This is a genomic window from Mesorhizobium denitrificans, assembly GCF_003403035.1.
In the GTDB taxonomy this organism is placed as follows: domain Bacteria; phylum Pseudomonadota; class Alphaproteobacteria; order Rhizobiales; family Rhizobiaceae; genus Mesorhizobium_G; species Mesorhizobium_G denitrificans.
In genome coordinates this window covers 1-18527 of record NZ_QURN01000027.1, presented here as the reverse complement: position 1 = coordinate 18527, position 18527 = coordinate 1, and the positions used below count along the sequence as shown (strand labels likewise).

The following is an 18527-nucleotide window of genomic DNA, read 5'->3' as shown; positions in this document are numbered from 1 at the left end:
CCGCCGCTCACCGCTTTGGGGAAAGGTTCACATGGCTCAATTCTCAGTGGAAATTAGACGCCTACCCGGCTCACTTCTGGGTGGAAATCAACACCCCCTGCACTTCCTCTCACACTGAGAGAGTATCTACTGCCTACACCATAACCGTCAGGTCTAACCTAAGGGTGATAGGTATTATTGGTCTCTCTCTGGTCTCTATCACTCTCGGTATCACCTTCAGCTACACCCACAGTTCACCTTAGGGGGACCCGAGATGGCCACCAACTGGACCCGAAAGCGCAACCGTCGTGCTGACGTAAAGGCCCGCGCCGGAGAGCCGTCCAGCATGTTCAAGAACTGCCGGGTGGTCGGTTGCGGCAGACCTGCGCGTGCTGCCACAGGGGACGGGCTGGACACGCGTCTTTGCCGCTCCCATGCGGAACACAACGCGCGGCATGGAAGCCCTTATAGGGGCTCCTACACCGCAAAAGAACTTGCGCCTCATAGACGCCGGGCAGAGCAATGGATTGCGGATAACATTGAAGACATCTGGGTAAAGAACGCTCTTGAGCGCATCGCCACACTATACACAACAGCGGGACCTTACGAGGAGGCTTACCGGCTCCGTGGCAAGTCACCCCAGGAGCGCTCCAAAATCGCTTGGGCGAGGCTCCGCAAGGCGAAGATTGACCCTCGTATGGTCCTCCAAGCAAGACTGGCAATCGAACTGATTACCATCTGCGACCCGACTGCCGAGAAAAAGGCAGAGTTCAAAGTCGTTCAAGCTGCAAAGCTCGTTCACAGGATGGCGTCGGGAACACACAAGAGATGGGGTGAAGGAGCGAGCGCGAAGGAACTCCACGCGTATCCGAGGTCACGCGGTAATGTACTACGCCACATAGGCTACCAACTTGAAGCAGCCACCGAGTTGGTGGTCGCGAACTGCAAGCTTCTTTCCGTTGACAAGTGAGAGGCCACCCCCACAAATCCGAGGATTTAGTGCTGTGGACGGAGAAACAACCCCTTAGAAAAGCTCCCTCTTTCAGTTCGCTTCTTACGAACCAAACTCTGAAAGTCATCTTCTTCGAAACCAAGTTTTGAAGCGATTGCAGCAACAACCTCATACATATCAACCAACTCTAAGAGACGTTCACTGCCTGTTTCAGCAGCGATGAACTCCGCATGTTCTTCAACGAGCTTATCCCGCAGCGCGTCCATCAAGTTCGAGCCATGAAGCTGGTCGAATACTGCCTTCCTGCCCTGTGCGCTAATGATCTCAGGTATGCGGTCACGGACAAGTTTGCTTCGTCGGCTGAAATCAGTTGTATCACCGTCTCGTTTGGCGCGATTGCATCGAAAGCACAGGACCTGCAAATTCGACCTGTCGTTTACATCGATCCATCGATCATCCCTGTAAACTTTTCCGGCTTTGTTAGCCCTGCTCTGAGGTATGATATGGTCGATGTCCAACGGACAAACAGAGCTGTGTATCCCACAAAGTCGGCAACAACCCTTGGCCTCCTTTAACAACTCATATCTCACGGAGGAAGCCGCTCCTGCGACACTCGGATCGCCTCGCTTCCTCGTGATCCACTGTTCGATTTTAAGATCACATAGCGCGGTTGCCTCTTGGCGCACCTCATCATCATCTGGGAAGCAAGTCAGCGCAAAACTCTCAGTGGCACGATCATACGAGACAATGCCGTGCTTCGTTAACGTCGCCTTTGGCCAGCGCATAAGGATACGCTGATAGTATTCTTGGACTGATGCGTCGTACTGGACCAATGATGCGGCAAGGCGAGATTTCGAACTTGAACCACCATTGGAGAGCAACTCTCTAATGACGACCGGCTGGTAAACATCAGTCATTCGCATCTTGCTTTGGAGAAAGTGAATTAATGGGTGCATATAAGCGCCTGTATCTGTCCTATGACTTGTACCAAAGTTGTTTAATCGTAGTCCGTAGCTCATGTGAACATCGGTGATGGTGTCGTCAAAGCCCCAATATGGAAGGAACGTCCAATGAGGACAGCAGTCCATGTTTCGCTACTTACAGGTCTCCTTGGCATCGTGAGTTGCACCAACACCTCAACTGGTGACTGGAAGCAAGCTCCCACCGGTCCGACATCCAAGCTGGAGCAAGTAAAAGCAATCTGCAAAGGCCGTGCTGCTGAGACGCAGGTTAGCGCAGGAAGACTTTGGATCGCAGGTGCTGTGGCTGCTGATGCATCGTTCAAGGGGTGCATGGCGGAACACGGATATGTTCAAAACTGACGATTGACTGAAGGTACACCCAAAGCTACCTTGAAGGTACACCCGTGGCTTTAAGCCTTGGGGAAGCCGTTACCGTAATATGCTGATTTAATTGACTTTTCTTAGCATCTCTATTGCCAGTTCGATTGTCGAATGTGACCGGCCCGGGGAGCCATTTATATTCGCTAATGGCGCGTTTTTAGGATTTGCGCGGTATTTTTCCCCGCTTTTGGAAGCGTTCATTCGCGATTCCACTTGGCGGTCTATTTCAGGCAATGGAGCTTGATATCTCGCGCTACCCCAGCAGCCGCCCTCGTCCATGCCTCCTCGGTATCTCCGCGATACGTCAAAAAGCGATCACAAACGGTCTTCCCCGTCCCAATTTCCACGACGGCGAACATCGTCCACCCAACAAGGGTGCTCATTTTATGAATCTGACCGACGAGAAGATATTTTGCTTCGGTAGTCGCAGCAGCGTCCAAAAGAGCTTTCAGACCTAGATTTGCGAGGGAGCAAGGCCGACCATCGCAGGCAACGGGTAGAATACTAAATGAACCATCATTCTTGAGCGCTGAATTCAGCGTTTCATCAAAACGCACAAGGAACTCCGAGTGCTTCGCATCCTGGTTAGTTGGTTCGCCAGAGGTATCTTTAAAATCAAACTTCGCGACCGCTATCTGATATGGTTTTGTTTCGCCCAAGGCCACGCCAAGTGACGGAAACAGAATCAAACAACTAAGCGCGGCGGCAAGGCGATATCTCATCGTTCAAGTCTCCGAAGGCGCCACGCCGTCGAAGATAGACCGATCCCCAGGAATGTCGACAATTCAATTCTGAGTTGCGATTGACGACGAGGCGCGGAAATTAAAAAGCCCCGCTTGCGCGAGCTTTTGCGAATGACCCTTGGCGACCTAGCGTCAGGCTGCTTGGGCGAACTCGCGCTAAACCACACTGACGATTTGGTCGCTAACCGCGCTTACAACGAAACGCCCGCCACCGTTTCCGGCAGCGGGCTGCTTACTTGTCGGCGTTCCGCGTGCTACTCGGGACGGGGTAAGCGTTTGATAATACACCAATCACGGCTCTGTGAGCATTAACGCTAGTTAACGACTTTCGAGAGTCTTCCACCCCTCGCCGACCCTGCAAAACCCAATCAATCCCTGATGATTTGGAGATTCAAATCTGATAGTGAAAGCGGATTAGGCAACTAGGATGTTCAACATGAAGTACAGTGTCGTTACCGCCCTTCTTGCAGCTGCCCTTCTGACAGGCTGTGCTTCGACCGAGCAGGATCGTCGTGCAGGAACGGGCGCGCTGATCGGCGCGGGCGCAGGTGCGCTGATCGGTCAGGCTATCGGCGGCAATACGGGAGCGACGGTGGTTGGCGCAGCAGCAGGCGGCATTGCTGGCGCTGCAATTGGCGCGGCTACGACGCCCGCCGGTCAACGCAACGGCGATCTTTGCCGCTATCGCGACCAGTATGGCCGTATCTATCGCGCGCCCTGCCGGTACTAACCCTTAAACCTGGAACAGATTTCGAGAACCGAAGCGCTCCGGTGCATTTGCCGGAGCGCTTCTTTTTGCTCTGATCAGAATGCCAAGCGCAGATTGACCGACGCCGTCTGGTTCAGGAAATCTTCGCGGTATTCGACATCGTAGCGCGCACTGACTTCCATGCCGGTGCGGACCTCGCTCTCAAGACCGAAGCCACCCCGCACAAGCCAAGGGTTTTGGTCAAGCCCCTCGGTGGTGAAGATAGCACCCGGCGCGCCAGCGAAGGCAGATGTGATGCTGCTTTGGTCTTGCAGCACGTCGTAACCAACGCCGACATTGGCCTTGAGCGCGGTGTTTGGTGTGATTTCATGCGCCACCTCACCTTCGATCGCCAGCACCAAACTATCGGCGTTGCGGCCATCAACCGCAAGGTTCAGCGCGTCGGCACCTGTCTCGGTGTAGGCCTCGTCCTTGATCCATGTGTATTCAGCCCCAATCGAAGGCGTAAAGGTCGTCTGCTCGCTCGACTTGTATGCGCGGCTTAAATTGACGGCAGCGGTGGCCGCCAGGCTGTCATACGCTGACTGCGCCGACAGGTCGGCCAACGGAATGCCGCGAAGCCCATCGTTGCGGAGCATGCCGAGGCCCAACTGGTAACTCAATTGGGAGACTGGATCGAGCGCGACATTTCCATATCCGATCAACTGGTAAGCGTCGACGTTGGCGCTGTTGGGAGCGACGCTCGAGTTGCCGGTTACGTCCGCGTTGGAATAGACAAAGGCAATGCCAGCGCGGGCGGTATCGGAGAACGCAGCATCGGCGCCAACCGCCAAACCGCCAGTGCGGGCGCTGTAACCGGAAACGCCTTTGCGGTCGTCTTGATCAGCCCAGCTTCCAAACGGTTTTGCCCAGAATTCCGGATCGCCGAACGAGACATCACCTGAGGACAGGCTGCGGTTACGGTCCTGATGTGCCCGGATAACACGGTCTGTGCCCCTCAGAATCACAGAGGCGGCAGCTTGCGAGCCGCCGACAAGCAGCGGCAGGGATTGCGTCGCAGCGCTGCTGTAAGCCACCTCGGAATCGAGCGCGCCGAACAGGCTGCTGACCTCCGGATTTGCATCAAGCACCACGGCTGCCGCACCGGCTGGCGAGTTGTGAAGTGCTGTCGTTGCGCTTTCGAAATTGATCATCGAAACGAACAACAAGTCCCAATTGGTGCCGTCGTAATCCAGACTGTAGTTATAGAAATCGCCATCCACTCTGTATTGAATGCTCTTGGCTGTCGTGCTGTCGAAAGTTGTCGAGCCGGTCGCACGAATTACGTCATTATAGTTGACGCCTGCCGCAACAGCAGAGTCTGTAGCGATGCCGAAATTGAGGTTTGATACGCCCCAGCCAGCGCTGTCCTTGACCGACAGCTGGCCGTATTCGCCAGTGCCGCTGCCAGCGATAACCATGCTGTAGATGGTCGGCGCTGCGCCGGTATACACCAGACCGGCCTGACGGTTCGTGAGGGCGGTGATGGTTCCTTCGTTCCGTATCCCGCCCGTGATCGTGTTCAAATTGTTCAGGCTGGTGATGGTCGCCAGATTGTAGATGCCGAGGGCAACCCCACCGTCGCCCATACCGCCGCCGATGGTTCCGAGATTGGCGATGCTGGTGCTGCCGCCGGTCAAATGAATGCCGACACTGCCGATCGCACCGTCTCCACCCTCAATAAATCCTTCGCTCCAGACGGTGTTGCTGCCTCCCGACAGGACAAGACCCGCCCCGCCGTTGCCCGCTGACCCGCCTTCACCGCCAGAGCCGCCGGTTCCGCCAACGCCACCAATACCGGCAAGGCCACCAGCGCCTGCAACACCGCCCACGCCGCCAGCGCCGCCTGCACCACCCGCGCCGGCACTACCATTACCGCCCGCACTGCCAGTGCCCGAAGCGCTATTTGTGCCACTGGCACCGGTCACGCCGTTCGTAACGCCCGTGCCGCCGTCGCCGCCAGCGCCGCCGGTAGACCCATTGCCGCCTGCGCCGCCAACGCCGCCATCGCCCAATGATGCATAACCATCGCCGCCGAAGCCACCAGCACCACCGTTGCCTCCAAAACCGTCGGCACCCGTGATGCCCGCGGTGGAGCCGAGGCCACCGGCACCGCCCGACCCAGCGGCACCACCATCGCCACCAACGCCGCCAGCGCTGCCATCAACTGTGTCAATGTCACCCGCGGCACCCGCGCCGCCCATGCCGCCGTCGCCACCATTGCCGCCAACGCCGCCATTGCCGCCAGCGCCCATCGTTCCAGAACCCGAGGCCATACCACCTGCGCCGCCAGCGCCGCCATTACCACCGGCACCGCCAACGCTACCGTTGCTCCCCTGCTGACCGGCCATATTCCCGCTGGTCCCATCGAAGCCCGCACTGCCGTTGCCGCCCGCACCACCGTTACCACCGGCGCCACCGCTACCGCCGTCGCCACCGAGACCACCGGCACCGCCTGCGCCACCGTTACCGGCAGTTCCCGGCCCCGAATAGCCATCGCCGCCATTGCCGCCGGCTCCACCAATGACACCCGATCCGCCGACACCGCCTGCGCCACCGTCCATGCCTTGCTCAGTGCCGTCTGCGCCATCGCCACCGTTGCCGCCATCGCCACTGACGCCTACCAGACCGCTGCTGCCGATTGACCCGGCGGCACCGCTAGTGCCAACTGTGCCGTTGGTGCCACCCACACCAGCCGCGCCCCCGGCGCCGCCTTTGACAGTGCCAGAGTTTCGGATGGCCAGCCCGGATCCTGAAATGCCGGCACCACCGACACCACCAGCACCGCCAGCACCACCTGCGCCGCCTAGACCACCAAGACCGCCGACGCTGCCACTGCCACCATCGCCGCCCGCACCACCGTTACCGCCCGCACCACCGCTACCGCCAGCATTGCCGAAGCTACCGGCGCCGCCACCGCCACCGACGCCGCCCGCACCGCCGATTCCGCCATTGCCACCGTCACCGCCATCGCCACCATCGCCACCAAGGCCACCGTTTCCGCCATTGCCAGCAAGGCCGCCGTTTCCGCCTGTCAAATCGACATCTGGGGCAATAATGATGGAGGCGCCGTTGCCGGTAATTCCTGCCTGTCCATCGCCAGCATTCGCGCCAGCGTGGCCGGCCGTTCCAGCGCTACCCTGCGCAGCAGTGCCAGTTGCGTTTGAACCTGCTGATCCTGCTGAACCGGCTGTGCCGCTGTCACCGCTCTGCCCGACGCCGATCTCGGTGGCGTCGCCGCCATAGCCACCGGCATTGCCAGCGCCGCCAGCACCACCTGTGCCGCCGGCGGTGCCAGCGTCGCCTGCACCACCGCTGCCGCCGACGTTGCCGCTCTGAGCTGCGCTACCCGCATTGCCTTGCGATGAGGTCGTGACGCTACATTCGGTCGAGGAGCAGGTTAGACCCGCGGCTAACGCCGATGGCGAAAAGACGAAGGTCGAAGCCATCAATGCAGCCGAAAGCGAAGCCGTTCCGACCGCCCTGCCAGTCGCGGTGATTACAGATTTCCTGGAGACAATGGGGCTGATCTTCATGAGGCTTCGCTTCTGTATGTTGAGGGGGTGGGGCGTGAGATTTCAGTCCGAGACCTGAAATGGAGAAATGTAAGCTCGGAGCTACAATATAGTAGATAAATCTAAATTACATTTCACTCATGTCCAGTGCAAATCGCACCGGGCCGGCGCGCGCAAACAGCGAATCCCCAACTTGTGTTGTAAAAGTCGCAGACGCGCTTTTCGGTCACGCTAAAGCGGGCGATGCCAAAATTGCTTTTTCGGCTTCACCTATTAGCAACCATATTTCTTCATCTTTGCAGCGCGGCTTGTTTTGAGTATCGCCGTGTGCCGACCGGCGGATTTTAAGCGACTTTGCAACTCCGCCGGTCGGTCCTTCGTCTTGGAACGAAATGCTCTCAACCCACGTTGAGAGCGTTATTCGATGCAGGGAGGAAGTGACATGGATGCCAATGCTTCGTTTGCTTTCTTTTGCGCCGCCGCAATGGTGCTCGCGCTGGCACTTGGGCACGCTACGGAACGACCGCGAGAGCTATCGCTAAAATCTGGCAGCATCGCACCGATCAACTATGCGGCTGTCGAGTAGCATTTAAGGAACCACGCACCCCCCTCGCCCGTTTCTGGCAATCAGGGAGGTGTTCCAAATGATAAATGCGACAATTACCAAGGCGGATAGCGCTTTGCTGGCAGAAGTCGCGAAAGGGAAAATGTCCGGGATCGAACCCCGCGACACGCTTCGTCTCCTGCTTCTGTTGCAGGATCGCGGCCTGATAACCATGTGCGTGAAAGGCTGGGCATTGACGAGCGACGGCAAGCAGATGCTAGATGCCATCCGCAGGTGAGGATGGTTTTCGTGCGTAAGCCGATTTTGATGTTTGCAGCAGTCTTGAGTTCGGCTCCCGCCATGGCGCAAGACATCAGCTTTCGCAGCCCGACAGGCAATATCCACTGCATGATATTTACCGGCTCATATACGGGCGCGCGGTGCGACCTTTCGCAATTCAAGTCCAGCTACAAGCGACCGGCCGATTGCGATCTCGATTTTGGATATGCATTCGAAGTGGGCGCACAGGGCAAGGGCGAGCCTCTATGCGCCGGTGATACTGTAAAAGACCCGAAGGCGGTCGTGCTTGACTATGGGCATTCGGTCAGCGCGGGTGGCATGACCTGCACGTCCGCCAAAACGGGAATGACCTGCAAGAATCGGGCGGGCCACGGGTTCACAGTGGCCAGGGCAAAACAGAAAGTGTTCTGAATATTTTTCGAGCGCTATTCCCGAATGCTTTCCAGCATGTCGTCATCGTGATGCGGCAGAACCATGCACGTTGCTGGTACTGCCAGAACCACGATGAATAGCGCTGCTATCGCACAATCCCTCGCCGAGACGTCACCAAGGATCTTGGCCAGTTTCGCTTTCAATGGCTTTTCTCCCACAAATAAACTGTGAGTCGCTACGCCTCCCTCAAGAAGCAGCCAATTTGTCTTGAATAATATCTAACGGTATATCTGCACGGAAATGTGACGCCATTTCAAAAATATGCACACACTCAGCAATGGCCGCTTGAAGCAATAATGGCGGGCACACCGATTCAATGCAGCGATGCGCCTGTTTCGGCGGCGTTGATTCCAGGTGATGGCGGGTCTATTTCAAGGTCGATCTAGCAAGGGGTTGAAGATGGACGGGATCGTGACGGCGGCCATGCTGGTGATAGGCGATGAGATTCTCTCAGGTCGCACGAAAGACCGGAATATCGGACACCTGGCAGATGTAATGACGGCCATTGGCATCGACCTCAAGGAAGTGCGCGTGGTGGCCGACGACGAACCAGCGATTGTGGACGCTCTGAACGCCGTGCGGGCGCAATACACCTATGTTTTCACGACCGGCGGCATTGGCCCGACGCATGACGATATTACTGCTGATGCGGTTTCGGTCGCGTTTGGCGTGCCCTGCGAATATGACGCGCGGGCGATGACGCTGCTGGCTGACAGCTATTCTCGGCGTGGAATCGAGTTTACCGAAACGCGAAAGCGCATGGCGCGGATGCCGCGCGGCGCAACGCATATCGACAATCCGGTCTCCGTGGCACCGGGTTTCCATATCGGAAATGTGTATGTGATGGCCGGTGTGCCGGAAATTTTTCAGGCGATGCTCGACAATGTGCTGCCAACACTGAAAACAGGCACAAAGCTGCTTTCCGCCGCAGTACACAGCCCGTTTGGCGAGGGGGTGATCGGCGCACCGCTTGCGAAAATCCAGAAGGAGTTTCCGGCCACGATCATCGGCTCTTATCCGAAGTTTCGCGACGGAACATTCTGGACCGAACTGGTGGTGCGCGCCCGCGATCCGCAAATGCTGGACAGCGCGCGAAAGGCCGTCGAGGCGATGGTGGAAGAGCTGAAGGCACCCAAGGAAGACAATCAACTTGCCTGACTGGGCCTTGGCGCAATAGCAACCTCGGGTGTAGGATTGCGTTGTCCCACGTGATGCCAGTCAACGAGGGAGGACATGATGGCTTATAAAACTATCTTTGTCGTCATCCAGACCGAGGAAGAAATGCCTTCACTGCTTGATGGCGCGGTTCGGCTTGCTCGGCACTACGACGCACATCTGATCGGATTTCACACGGAACCGGTTCAGCTTTCCTACGCCGCAGCGGCGGGTTTTCCGGATGTCGACTATATTCGCGAAACAACGGAATTGGGCATTGAGCGAACCAAAACCATAGCTGCTGCCTTCACCAAGCGCATGCAAGCGGAAGGGATTTCCGCCGCTTGGGGCGCGATGGAAATGCCGGGCCCAGAGCACTCGATCGGCGATATTTCGATCGCGCATTCCGTTGACCTGATCCTGGCCGCGCAGCCAAGCGCGCCGGGCGGGGAGCAAGGCGAAATCGACAGCCTGCTTTACGATTCGGGGCGACCTCTGCTGGTGCTGCCGCATGGCCGCGCCTGCCCGGATGGATTCCGCCGGATTCTGATCGGCTGGAACGGGACGAAGCAATCCGCGCGGGCGGTGTTCGATGCACTGCCCTTGCTGCAGGCGGCCGATGCAGTTGAGCTGCTGGTGGTGGACAAGGCCGAGGATGGCGTGGAAATCGGGCGGACCGTTACGGAAACGCTGAAGCGTCACGGCGTGAAAGTGGAGCGCGTCAATGAATTGGCGTCGCATTTGCCGATTGAAGAGGTGCTCGCCACGCGCGTTGCGGCGACCGATGCGGACCTGCTTGTGCTGGGCGCTTATAGCCATTCGTGGCTGCGGGAATTCCTGTTTGGCGGCATAACGCAACAGATTTTGAAATCCTGCCCGGTGGCGACGCTGTTTTCGCATTGATTCTGGCGCTTGCAAAGGTGGCGTCTTTGCCGCTAATTGCGTCCATGTCGCTTCCAGAAAAAGCCTTTCCCGTCTCGTGGGACCAATTTCATCGTGACGCTCGCGCACTTGCGTGGCGGCTGGCAGGCACCGGCAATAGCTGGAAGGCTATCGTGTGCATAACGCGTGGCGGGCTGGTTCCGGCCGCAATTATATCGCGCGAGCTGGGCATTCGAGTGATCGAAACGGTGAGCGTTGCCTCCTATCACGACTATACATCGCAGGGCGAACTGCAGGTGCTGAAAGAGGTGACGCCAGCGCTTTTGGAAAATGACGGTGAAAGCGTGCTGATCGTTGACGATCTGACCGATACTGGAAAAACCGCAGCGATTGTGCGCGCGATGATGCCCAAGGCGCATTTCGCAACAGTGTATGCCAAGCCGAAGGGCCGCCCGCTGGTAGACACGTTCGTTACCGAAGTGAGCCAGGACACATGGATCTATTTTCCGTGGGATATGGGCTTCACCTATCAGAAGCCGATTGCAGAGGCGCATTCGGGGTAAAGGCCCCTTCCGCGAGCCCACTGGCGGCGTAGGCGCACCTCCTTTTCGATTAGCCGGCAATACAGTTCGTGACTTGCGCGCACCCCTGCCCGCGCGCAAGATATTGAACGCGCGCAATGTATTAATAACTCTGTGCGCATGATTTGATGGGGTTTTCAAACTGTTACATTGAGTGGGTAGAGTCCGGATTCGCCATGAGCGACGCCCCTAACATTGCGAAAAAAATCCGCGTTCTGTTCGGAGACGCGCCCTGCCTTTTGCAGGTGGCAGCGCTTCCGTGGCGCGAATCCACCAGCGGCGTTGATGTGATGCTCATTACCAGCCGCGAGACCGGGCGCTGGGTTCTGCCAAAGGGCTGGACGGAAAAAGGCGAGACGGAATGGGACGCCGCCGCGCGAGAAGCGCGCGAGGAAGCAGGCTTGAAGGGCTATGTCGCCAAATCCGAAGCGGGGCGATTCTACTACGGCAAGATGAAACCGTCTGGCGTGATTCCCTGTGAAGTTGTCGTCTATCCACTGCATGTGGAAAAAATCTGCGAAAACTGGAAAGAAAAAGGCGAGCGCAATCGCGCCTGGTTCCCCGCCGCCGAGGCTGCCCGGCTTGTGAACGAGCCGGATCTGGCTGACCTGCTGGCCGCGTTCGGCAAGGACTTTGCCCGCTTCGCGGCCTGATTTCTGCGGTTTGCACAAGCACAAGAGCGCAAATTGCTGCGTGCATAGTCGGCTCTACGCCTTCCCCGCTATCCACATGTAACACCCACAACATATAGCGGTCATAAAACTTTCAGAAACGATCCCTTGACGGCCCGCTGCGAGTCGCTTTTTATGGGCTACGCACCCTTGTTGAGGGCGCGGCTGGCAAGTTTGTCGCCGGTCCGGTTTTTTCCAGTTTTTGAGGGATTTTGGCGCGTTCGACGAAGCGATCCGTTGGCCGCTGCGCGGTGAGTTTTGCCCGCGAAATCGACGAAATATGGAAAAATGCAGGGGGTGGAAAAATTCTTTGTTAACACTATATTTAGTGTCTGGTAGTTAGAGTGATCACAATATAGAGCATGTTCCGCTTGAGTGAGGGATTGATGCTCGGATGACGCGGAAGGGCTGGCTGGGCCTGCCGCGAAAAGTCGGAAAACAAGGCGAGGCGGTTCGTTTTCCGCATGTGAGACGATGAGAGTTGATGAGTTTGGGAACCGGGCGCACAGAGCGTCTGGACGGGATTAGCCATGAGCGCATTCAGAGGGACTGCGGACCCATACAAGATGCGCTATATATAGACGGAACGGGGAACGATCAGATGCACATTGAACGGCGGTTTACCAAGGAAGGCCAATCGGCCTATGCGGAGATCGAGTTCCGTAAAGCTGTCTCGGAAATCAAAAATCCGGATGGCTCTATTGTGTTTCGGCTGGCGGACATCGATGTGCCTGCACAGTTCAGCCAGGTTGCGACCGACGTTCTGGCGCAGAAATATTTCCGCAAGGCGGGCGTGCCTGCGCGGCTAAAGAAAATCGAAGAAAACGACGTTCCGTCTTTCCTCTGGCGCTCGGTGCCGGACGAGGCCGAACTTGCCCTGCTGCCGGAAGACCAACGCTATGGCTCGGAAACCGATGCGCGGCAGGTGTTCGACCGTCTCGCTGGAACGTGGACCTATTGGGGCTGGAAGGGCGGCTATTTCGCGTCGGAAACCGACGCGATGGCCTTCCGCGACGAGCTTGCTTTCATGCTGGCTACACAGCGCGTGGCGCCGAACTCGCCGCAATGGTTCAACACGGGTCTGCATTGGGCCTATGGAATCGATGGTCCCGGACAGGGCCATTTCTACGTCGATCCGTTCACCGGCAAGCTGACGAAATCCAAGTCTGCCTACGAGCATCCGCAGCCGCACGCCTGCTTCATTCAGTCCGTTCAAGACGATCTGGTGAACGAAGGGGGCATTATGGATCTGTGGGTGCGCGAGGCGCGCCTGTTCAAATATGGCTCGGGCACTGGCTCCAACTTTTCCATGCTGCGCGGCGAAGGCGAAAAGCTCTCGGGTGGGGGCAAATCGTCGGGCCTGATGTCGTTCCTCAAGATCGGCGACCGCGCGGCTGGCGCGATCAAGTCTGGCGGTACGACGCGACGCGCGGCAAAGATGGTGATCGTGGATGCCGACCACCCCGATATTGAAAACTTCATCGACTGGAAGGTGAAGGAAGAGCAGAAGGTGGCGGCGCTCGTTACCGGCTCCAAGATCGTGAAGCAGCACCTGACCAAGATCATGGCTGCTTGCGTGAATTGCGAAGGTCAGGATGGCGACTGCTTCGACCCGTCCAAGAACCCGGCGCTCAAGCGCGAGATCAAGGCGGCGAAGAAGAATGTCGTGCCGGAAAACTACATCAAGCGCGTCATTCAGTTCGCGCGGCAGGGCTACACGTCCATCGACTTCCAGACCTATGACACGGACTGGGATTCCGAAGCTTATCTGACCGTTTCCGGCCAGAACTCGAACAATTCCATCTCGCTGAAAGACAACTTCCTGCGCGCAGTGGAAAACGATGCAGACTGGAACCTGATCCGCCGCATCGACGGCAAGGTTTACAAGACGCTGAAGGCGCGCGACCTGTGGGAAAAGATCGGCTATGCCGCATGGGCGTCTGCTGATCCGGGCCTGCACTTCAACACGACGATGAACGACTGGCACACCTCGCCGGCAGCAGGGCCGATCCGCGCGTCGAACCCTTGCTCGGAATATATGTTCCTCGACGACACCGCCTGCAATCTGGCCTCGATCAACCTCCTGCCCTATCGCAAGGCGGACGGCACATTCGACATCGCGGCCTATGAGCACTCCGTGCGGCTGTGGACCATGGTACTCGAAGTTTCGGTGATGATGGCGCAGTTTCCGTCCAAGGAAATCGCCAAGCTCTCGTATGAATATCGCACGCTGGGCCTTGGCTACGCCAACATCGGCGGCCTGCTGATGACCTCCGGCATTCCGTATGACTCAGATGAAGCCCGCGCGATCTGCGGCGCGCTGACCTCGATCATGACCGGTGTTTCCTATGCGACCTCGGCGGAAATGGCGGCGGAACTCGGTGCGTTCCCGGACTATGATCGCAACGCGGTGAACATGCTGCGCGTAATGCGTAACCATCGCCGCGCGGCCTATGGCCAGAAGGACGGCTATGAAAAGCTGGCCGTGAACCCGGTGCCGCTCAACCACGCCGATCTGAAGCAGGCCGAACTTGGCGAGCGCGCCAAGGCAGCCTGGGACCGCGCGCTTGAACTGGGCGAAGAGCATGGCTATCGCAATGCGCAGGCCACCGTTATCGCGCCGACCGGCACGATTGGCCTTGTCATGGATTGCGACACGACCGGCATCGAACCGGACTTTGCGCTGGTGAAGTTCAAGAAGCTGGCAGGTGGCGGCTATTTCAAGATCATCAACCGCGCCGTGCCGGAAGCGCTGCGCACGCTCGGTTATTCCGAAAGCCAGATTGCAGAGATCGAAGCCTATGCAGTCGGTCACGGTAATCTCAATCAGGCGCCGGGCGTGAACCCGTCCACGCTTCGCTCGAAGGGCTTCACGGACGAGAAGATCGAGGCGCTGAACGCTGCGCTGAAGTCAGCCTTCGACATCAAGTTCGCGTTCAACAAGTGGACGCTGGGCGAGGACTTCTGCAAGACCGCACTCGGCTTTACCGAAGAGCAGCTCAACGATTTCTCGTTTGAAATGCTGGCAGCGCTTGGCTTCTCCAAGAAGGAAATCGAAGCGGCGAACGTCCATGTTTGCGGCGCGATGACGCTGGAAGGCGCACCGTTCCTAAAGCAAGAGCACTATGCGGTGTTCGACTGCGCCAACCCCTGCGGCAAGATCGGCAAGCGCTATCTCTCCGTGGAATCGCACATCCGCATGATGGCGGCGGCGCAGCCCTTCATCTCCGGCGCAATTTCCAAGACCATCAATATGCCGAATGAGGCGACGGTCGAGGACTGCAAGGAAGCCTATATGCTCTCCTGGAAGCTGGCGCTGAAGGCCAACGCACTCTATCGCGACGGCTCGAAGCTTTCGCAGCCACTGAATGCCGCGCTGATCTCGGACGACGATGAGGATGAGGACGATGCAGTGGAAGCGCTGGTGGCGCAGCCCGCCGCAGCCCGCGCCGCACAGGTGACGGAAAAGATCGTCGAGCGCATCGTCGAAAAGCTCTATCGCGACCGCGAAAAGCTGCCGAACCGCCGTCAGGGCTACACCCAGAAGGCAGTCGTGGGCGGACACAAGGTCTATCTGCGCACCGGCGAGTTCGGTGACGGGCGGCTGGGTGAAATCTTCATCGACATGCACAAGGAAGGCGCCGCCTTCCGCGCGATGATGAACAATTTCGCCATCGCGATCTCGCTCGGCCTGCAATATGGCGTGCCGCTGGAAGAATATGTGGAGGCGTTCACCTTCACGAAGTTTGAACCGGCGGGCATGGTTGTCGGCAACGATGCGATCAAGAATGCGACGTCGATCCTCGACTACGTGTTCCGCGAACTGGCCGTTTCCTATCTCGGACGCCACGACCTCGCGCATGTCGATGTGTCGGACTTCTCCAACACATCGCTGGGCAAGGGCATCGAGGACGGCAAGACCAACCTGATTTCCACCGGCTGGACGCGCGGCCACAAGCCAACTCTCGTTAGCAAGAGCAACGAAGCCAAGGGGTTTAGCGGATCGGTTGGGGGTTCGAATTCTTCTCCTGCCCGCGTCGTGCCAACGGCATTTTCCGGCTCGAACGTGCTGTCGCTCGTGAAGTCGGAAGAAGTCTCCGCATTCAAGCGTGACTATGAAGAGCGCGCAGCAGAATTTGCCGAAGAGATCGAGGAAGACAGCCCGCCAGACCTGTTTGACGAGGCAGAACCCGCAGCAACGGCCCTGTTCTCCGACAAGGCGCAGGCCGACGCAGCGGCGGCCAAGGCGGAAGCGAAAAAGGTGGAAGCCGAACGCCGTATCCGCTCAATCGCTCAGGGGTATACGGGCAACATGTGCTCGGAATGCTCCAACTTCACGATGGTGCGCAACGGCACCTGCGAGAAGTGCGACACCTGCGGCGCGACGAGCGGGTGCAGCTGAGGCATCTTGCATAACAGAGATGAGGGCCGGATTTTCCGGCCCTTTTCTTTGCTCAACTATTCCAAGGATTGATGACGCTGACGTTGGCTGCGTCGAATGCGCCGGTGTTGCGGGTTGCGACGGTGAAGCCGTGAGAAACAGCAATCGCAGCGATGTAACCTTCTGGAGTGGGCAACCCCTTTCCGGCCTTGCGGGCGCGAATGGCTAAATCGGCGTAGTGGCGCGCGGAGTTGGAGTCGAAGGAGAGCATTCTCCCGTCGAACAATTTGATGACACCCTCAAATGCAGCGGTCAGCAATTGCTTGCGCCGGCCATCGGGAAGCGCGCTAATGGCGAAGAGCAGTTCCGCAACAGTAACGCTTGAGAGATAGAGCGTTTCGGCAACCTGGTCATCGAGCCAACTTTGAACCGCAGCGTTCGGCTCAGGCTTCATCGCCTCTGAGATGACAGTTGTATCAAGAACGATCATTCGAAGCTCGTCGGCTCCGCAGGCCGATTGTATTGGCTGACGTCCAGATCGCCAAAATCGGCGTTGGTCAATCCGGCCTCTTTGCTAAGTTCAGACAGTGCCGTGCCGAAGCGCAGCCGGTCGGTGGGATTTACCGCCGTTTCCAAAATCGCACGGATTTCAGCCTCCGTGCTGCCCCCTCATCCCGCTGGCGCGATTTCCCCGTAAACGGGGAGAAGGGAGAAATCACTAACGTATTGCCATTTGTCATATCTCTACTATATTTATGCCAAATGCGGAGGCATAAATGCAGATTCAGCCAGTTGTGGTGACGCCGGCGGCGGTTGAGACGTCGTTCATTACCGATGAAGAAGCGGGAGCCTTGGCCCGCGCTACCCCCAACCTTTTCAGAGCCTGGGGCCTGAGCGATACGGAGGCGTGTACGCTGCTGGGCGGCATGTCGCCGCGCACATGGGCGCGCTGGAAGGATGGCGCTGTCGGGCGTATCGACCGTGACCTGCGGATGCGGATGGCGCATCTGATGGGTATCCATAAAGGACTGCGCTATCTATTCCGCGATCCGGCGCGCGGCTATGCGTGGATTCGCAAGGCGAATGCAGCGTTTGGCGGACAGTCTGCGCTCGACCTGATGCTGCGTGGCGAGATGTCGGACCTCTCGACCATGCGCGAATGGATCGATGCAGAGCGCGGCGCATGGTGAGCGAGCCTGTTCGCAGGCGCGTGAACTGGCCGCAGACTTTTCGCATTATCCGGTCGATCTACCCGCCGATCCATCTGTTTGAGGATATCGCCGACCCGCGCGACTGGGACGCGCTGGCTTCTGTGGAAGCCAAGACCAATCCGCGCATACGCTTTGAGATCGGCGATCTGGGCAAGGTGCCTCCTGCCCGGCGCGTATCGGGACCGGGCGCGAGCTACGTCATGGCTCCGTTCGTGCATTGCTCGCCAATGCGGCCCGGACGATTCACTGATGGGACGTATGGCATTTATTATGCGGGTGACCGCGAGGAAGTCGCGCTGGCCGAAACCATCCACCATCACCAGAATTTCATGCGGGCGACCAATGAGGAGCCCGGCTGGACTGCCGATTTTCGCGTGCTTGTGGGCAGCATTGACCGGAAATTACACGATGTGAGCGCCGTTCCCGGCGCGCTCGATCCTGACAATTATGCTGCATCGCAGACTATTGGGCGCGATCTCAGGGCCGCCGGCAGCGACGGACTTGTGTGGAACAGTGTGCGTATGCCCGGCGGTCAGTGTCTGGGCGCATTCTGGCCGGATGTCGTGACCATTCCCGTGCAAGGGCGTCACTACAGCTACCACTGGAACGGCGAGAGGGTCGACTATGTGCGCCAGCATGACACGGGCCGTGTTTTGTCAGTGAACTAAAGCCTGTCGAGATGGCGCTGAAGCAGTTCCACGGCGGCTCGAATCTGATCCAGACTCTTTTGCAGCGACGATTTTGAAATCGGGGCATGGTAGCGCGCCTGCGCCGGTTCAGCCAAGCCAGCTGCCTTGTCGGTGAAATAGCGTTCCAGCATTTCATCGCGGCTTGCGGTCAATCGGTTCTCGCCGCGCTCATATTTTCCATATTGCTGCGTGGACACACCAAGGACTGTTGCAACCTCCGCTTGCGACAACCCAAGTTCCTTTCGTTTGCGCGCAAGTCGCCTTCCGCGTTCGCGGTCATAAGCACTCGGCTTGCGGGGATCGGTCATACTGTGATTTTTCGTGGAATGAGGACCCTGCTTAAGGGGTGATTTTCGTCCAAACGGGACCCCTTAACGTGGGGTCATCAAGATGCTTCCGGT

General features: G+C 58.1%; 19 protein-coding genes. 12 read left to right on the top strand and 7 right to left on the bottom strand.

Annotated features, from left to right (window positions below; genetic code table 11):
* Positions 1-325 precede the first annotated feature (325 nt).
* Positions 326-949 carry a hypothetical protein gene (locus DY251_RS20780; RefSeq protein WP_116625825.1) on the top strand — a complete coding sequence of 208 codons (624 nt, stop codon included), beginning with the start codon at positions 326-328 and terminating at the stop codon, positions 947-949.
* Positions 950-975: 26 nt separating this feature from the next.
* Here DY251_RS20780 and DY251_RS20775 read toward each other — a convergent pair whose 3' ends face one another.
* Both DY251_RS20775 and DY251_RS20765 read right to left on the bottom strand, forming a co-directional pair.
* Positions 976-1848: an HNH endonuclease gene (locus tag DY251_RS20775; RefSeq protein WP_158553303.1), complete on the bottom strand. Its 873-nt coding sequence runs from the start codon at positions 1846-1848 to the stop codon at positions 976-978.
* A gap of 647 nt (positions 1849-2495) precedes the next feature.
* A complete protein-coding gene (locus DY251_RS20765; RefSeq protein ID WP_116625821.1) occupies positions 2496-2996 on the bottom strand; it encodes a DUF2380 domain-containing protein in 501 nt (166 codons plus the stop codon).
* Between the two features lie 457 nt (positions 2997-3453).
* Here DY251_RS20765 and DY251_RS20760 point away from each other — a divergent pair, with 457 nt between their 5' ends.
* A complete protein-coding gene (locus tag DY251_RS20760; protein ID WP_170971371.1) occupies positions 3454-3747 on the top strand; it encodes a YMGG-like glycine zipper-containing protein in 294 nt (97 codons plus the stop codon).
* Positions 3748-3821: 74 nt separating this feature from the next.
* Here DY251_RS20760 and DY251_RS21920 read toward each other — a convergent pair whose 3' ends face one another.
* Positions 3822-7301 carry an autotransporter family protein gene (locus DY251_RS21920; RefSeq protein WP_158553302.1) on the bottom strand — a complete coding sequence of 1160 codons (3480 nt, stop codon included), beginning with the start codon at positions 7299-7301 and terminating at the stop codon, positions 3822-3824.
* A 421-nt stretch (positions 7302-7722) separates the two neighbouring features.
* Here DY251_RS21920 and DY251_RS21540 point away from each other — a divergent pair, with 421 nt between their 5' ends.
* The 3 genes from DY251_RS21540 to DY251_RS20725 are packed head-to-tail and all read left to right on the top strand — an operon-like array spanning position 7723 to position 8535.
* Positions 7723-7866, top strand: coding sequence for a hypothetical protein (locus tag DY251_RS21540; RefSeq protein WP_158553301.1), 144 nt, complete (start codon positions 7723-7725; stop codon positions 7864-7866).
* A gap of 58 nt (positions 7867-7924) precedes the next feature.
* On the top strand, positions 7925-8122 hold the full coding sequence (locus DY251_RS20730) for a hypothetical protein (RefSeq protein WP_116625816.1): 198 nt from the start codon (positions 7925-7927) through the stop codon (positions 8120-8122).
* 11 nt (positions 8123-8133) lie between these two features.
* Entirely contained in the window at positions 8134-8535 is a 402-nt protein-coding gene (locus DY251_RS20725) for a DUF6636 domain-containing protein (protein WP_245416069.1), read from the top strand.
* 14 nt (positions 8536-8549) lie between these two features.
* Here DY251_RS20725 and DY251_RS21535 read toward each other — a convergent pair whose 3' ends face one another.
* Positions 8550-8699 carry a hypothetical protein gene (locus DY251_RS21535; RefSeq protein ID WP_158553300.1) on the bottom strand — a complete coding sequence of 50 codons (150 nt, stop codon included), beginning with the start codon at positions 8697-8699 and terminating at the stop codon, positions 8550-8552.
* A gap of 256 nt (positions 8700-8955) precedes the next feature.
* On the opposite strand from DY251_RS21535, the gene DY251_RS20720 reads away from it, so the two are divergent.
* The 5 genes from DY251_RS20720 to DY251_RS20700 all read left to right on the top strand — a co-directional run bounded on the left by DY251_RS20720 (position 8956) and on the right by DY251_RS20700 (position 16247).
* Positions 8956-9714 (top strand): competence/damage-inducible protein A, encoded by a 759-nt coding sequence (locus tag DY251_RS20720; protein WP_116625814.1) that lies wholly within the window; start codon positions 8956-8958, stop codon positions 9712-9714.
* A 78-nt stretch (positions 9715-9792) separates the two neighbouring features.
* Positions 9793-10614 (top strand): universal stress protein, encoded by an 822-nt coding sequence (locus DY251_RS20715; RefSeq protein ID WP_158553299.1) that lies wholly within the window; start codon positions 9793-9795, stop codon positions 10612-10614.
* 44 nt (positions 10615-10658) lie between these two features.
* The gene (gene gpt, locus DY251_RS20710) at positions 10659-11156 is read left to right on the top strand and encodes a xanthine phosphoribosyltransferase (protein WP_116625823.1); all 498 of its coding nucleotides are present in this window, start codon (positions 10659-10661) and stop codon (positions 11154-11156) included.
* Positions 11157-11350: 194 nt separating this feature from the next.
* Positions 11351-11827, top strand: a complete 477-nt coding sequence (locus DY251_RS20705; protein WP_116625812.1) for an NUDIX hydrolase — start codon at positions 11351-11353, stop codon at positions 11825-11827.
* A gap of 619 nt (positions 11828-12446) precedes the next feature.
* A complete protein-coding gene (locus DY251_RS20700; protein ID WP_116625811.1) occupies positions 12447-16247 on the top strand; it encodes a vitamin B12-dependent ribonucleotide reductase in 3801 nt (1266 codons plus the stop codon).
* 52 nt (positions 16248-16299) lie between these two features.
* On the opposite strand, the gene DY251_RS20695 is transcribed toward DY251_RS20700, so the two are convergent.
* Positions 16300-16716 carry a type II toxin-antitoxin system VapC family toxin gene (locus tag DY251_RS20695; protein WP_116625810.1) on the bottom strand — a complete coding sequence of 139 codons (417 nt, stop codon included), beginning with the start codon at positions 16714-16716 and terminating at the stop codon, positions 16300-16302.
* Positions 16713-16862 carry a hypothetical protein gene (locus DY251_RS21530; protein ID WP_158553298.1) on the bottom strand — a complete coding sequence of 50 codons (150 nt, stop codon included), beginning with the start codon at positions 16860-16862 and terminating at the stop codon, positions 16713-16715. Before DY251_RS21530 ends, DY251_RS20695 begins: the two co-directional genes overlap by 4 nt.
* A 140-nt stretch (positions 16863-17002) precedes the next feature.
* Here DY251_RS21530 and DY251_RS20690 point away from each other — a divergent pair, with 140 nt between their 5' ends.
* Complete coding sequence (locus DY251_RS20690) at positions 17003-17416, top strand: MbcA/ParS/Xre antitoxin family protein (protein ID WP_116625809.1); 414 nt, start codon at positions 17003-17005, stop codon at positions 17414-17416.
* Positions 17386-18105, top strand: coding sequence for an RES family NAD+ phosphorylase (locus DY251_RS20685; RefSeq protein ID WP_425373327.1), 720 nt, complete (start codon positions 17386-17388; stop codon positions 18103-18105). The genes DY251_RS20690 and DY251_RS20685 overlap by 31 nt, the downstream gene beginning before the upstream one ends.
* Here DY251_RS20685 and DY251_RS20680 read toward each other — a convergent pair.
* Entirely contained in the window at positions 18102-18434 is a 333-nt protein-coding gene (locus DY251_RS20680) for a helix-turn-helix domain-containing protein (protein WP_116625807.1), read from the bottom strand. The genes DY251_RS20685 and DY251_RS20680 overlap by 4 nt on opposite strands.
* Positions 18435-18527 lie beyond the last annotated feature (93 nt).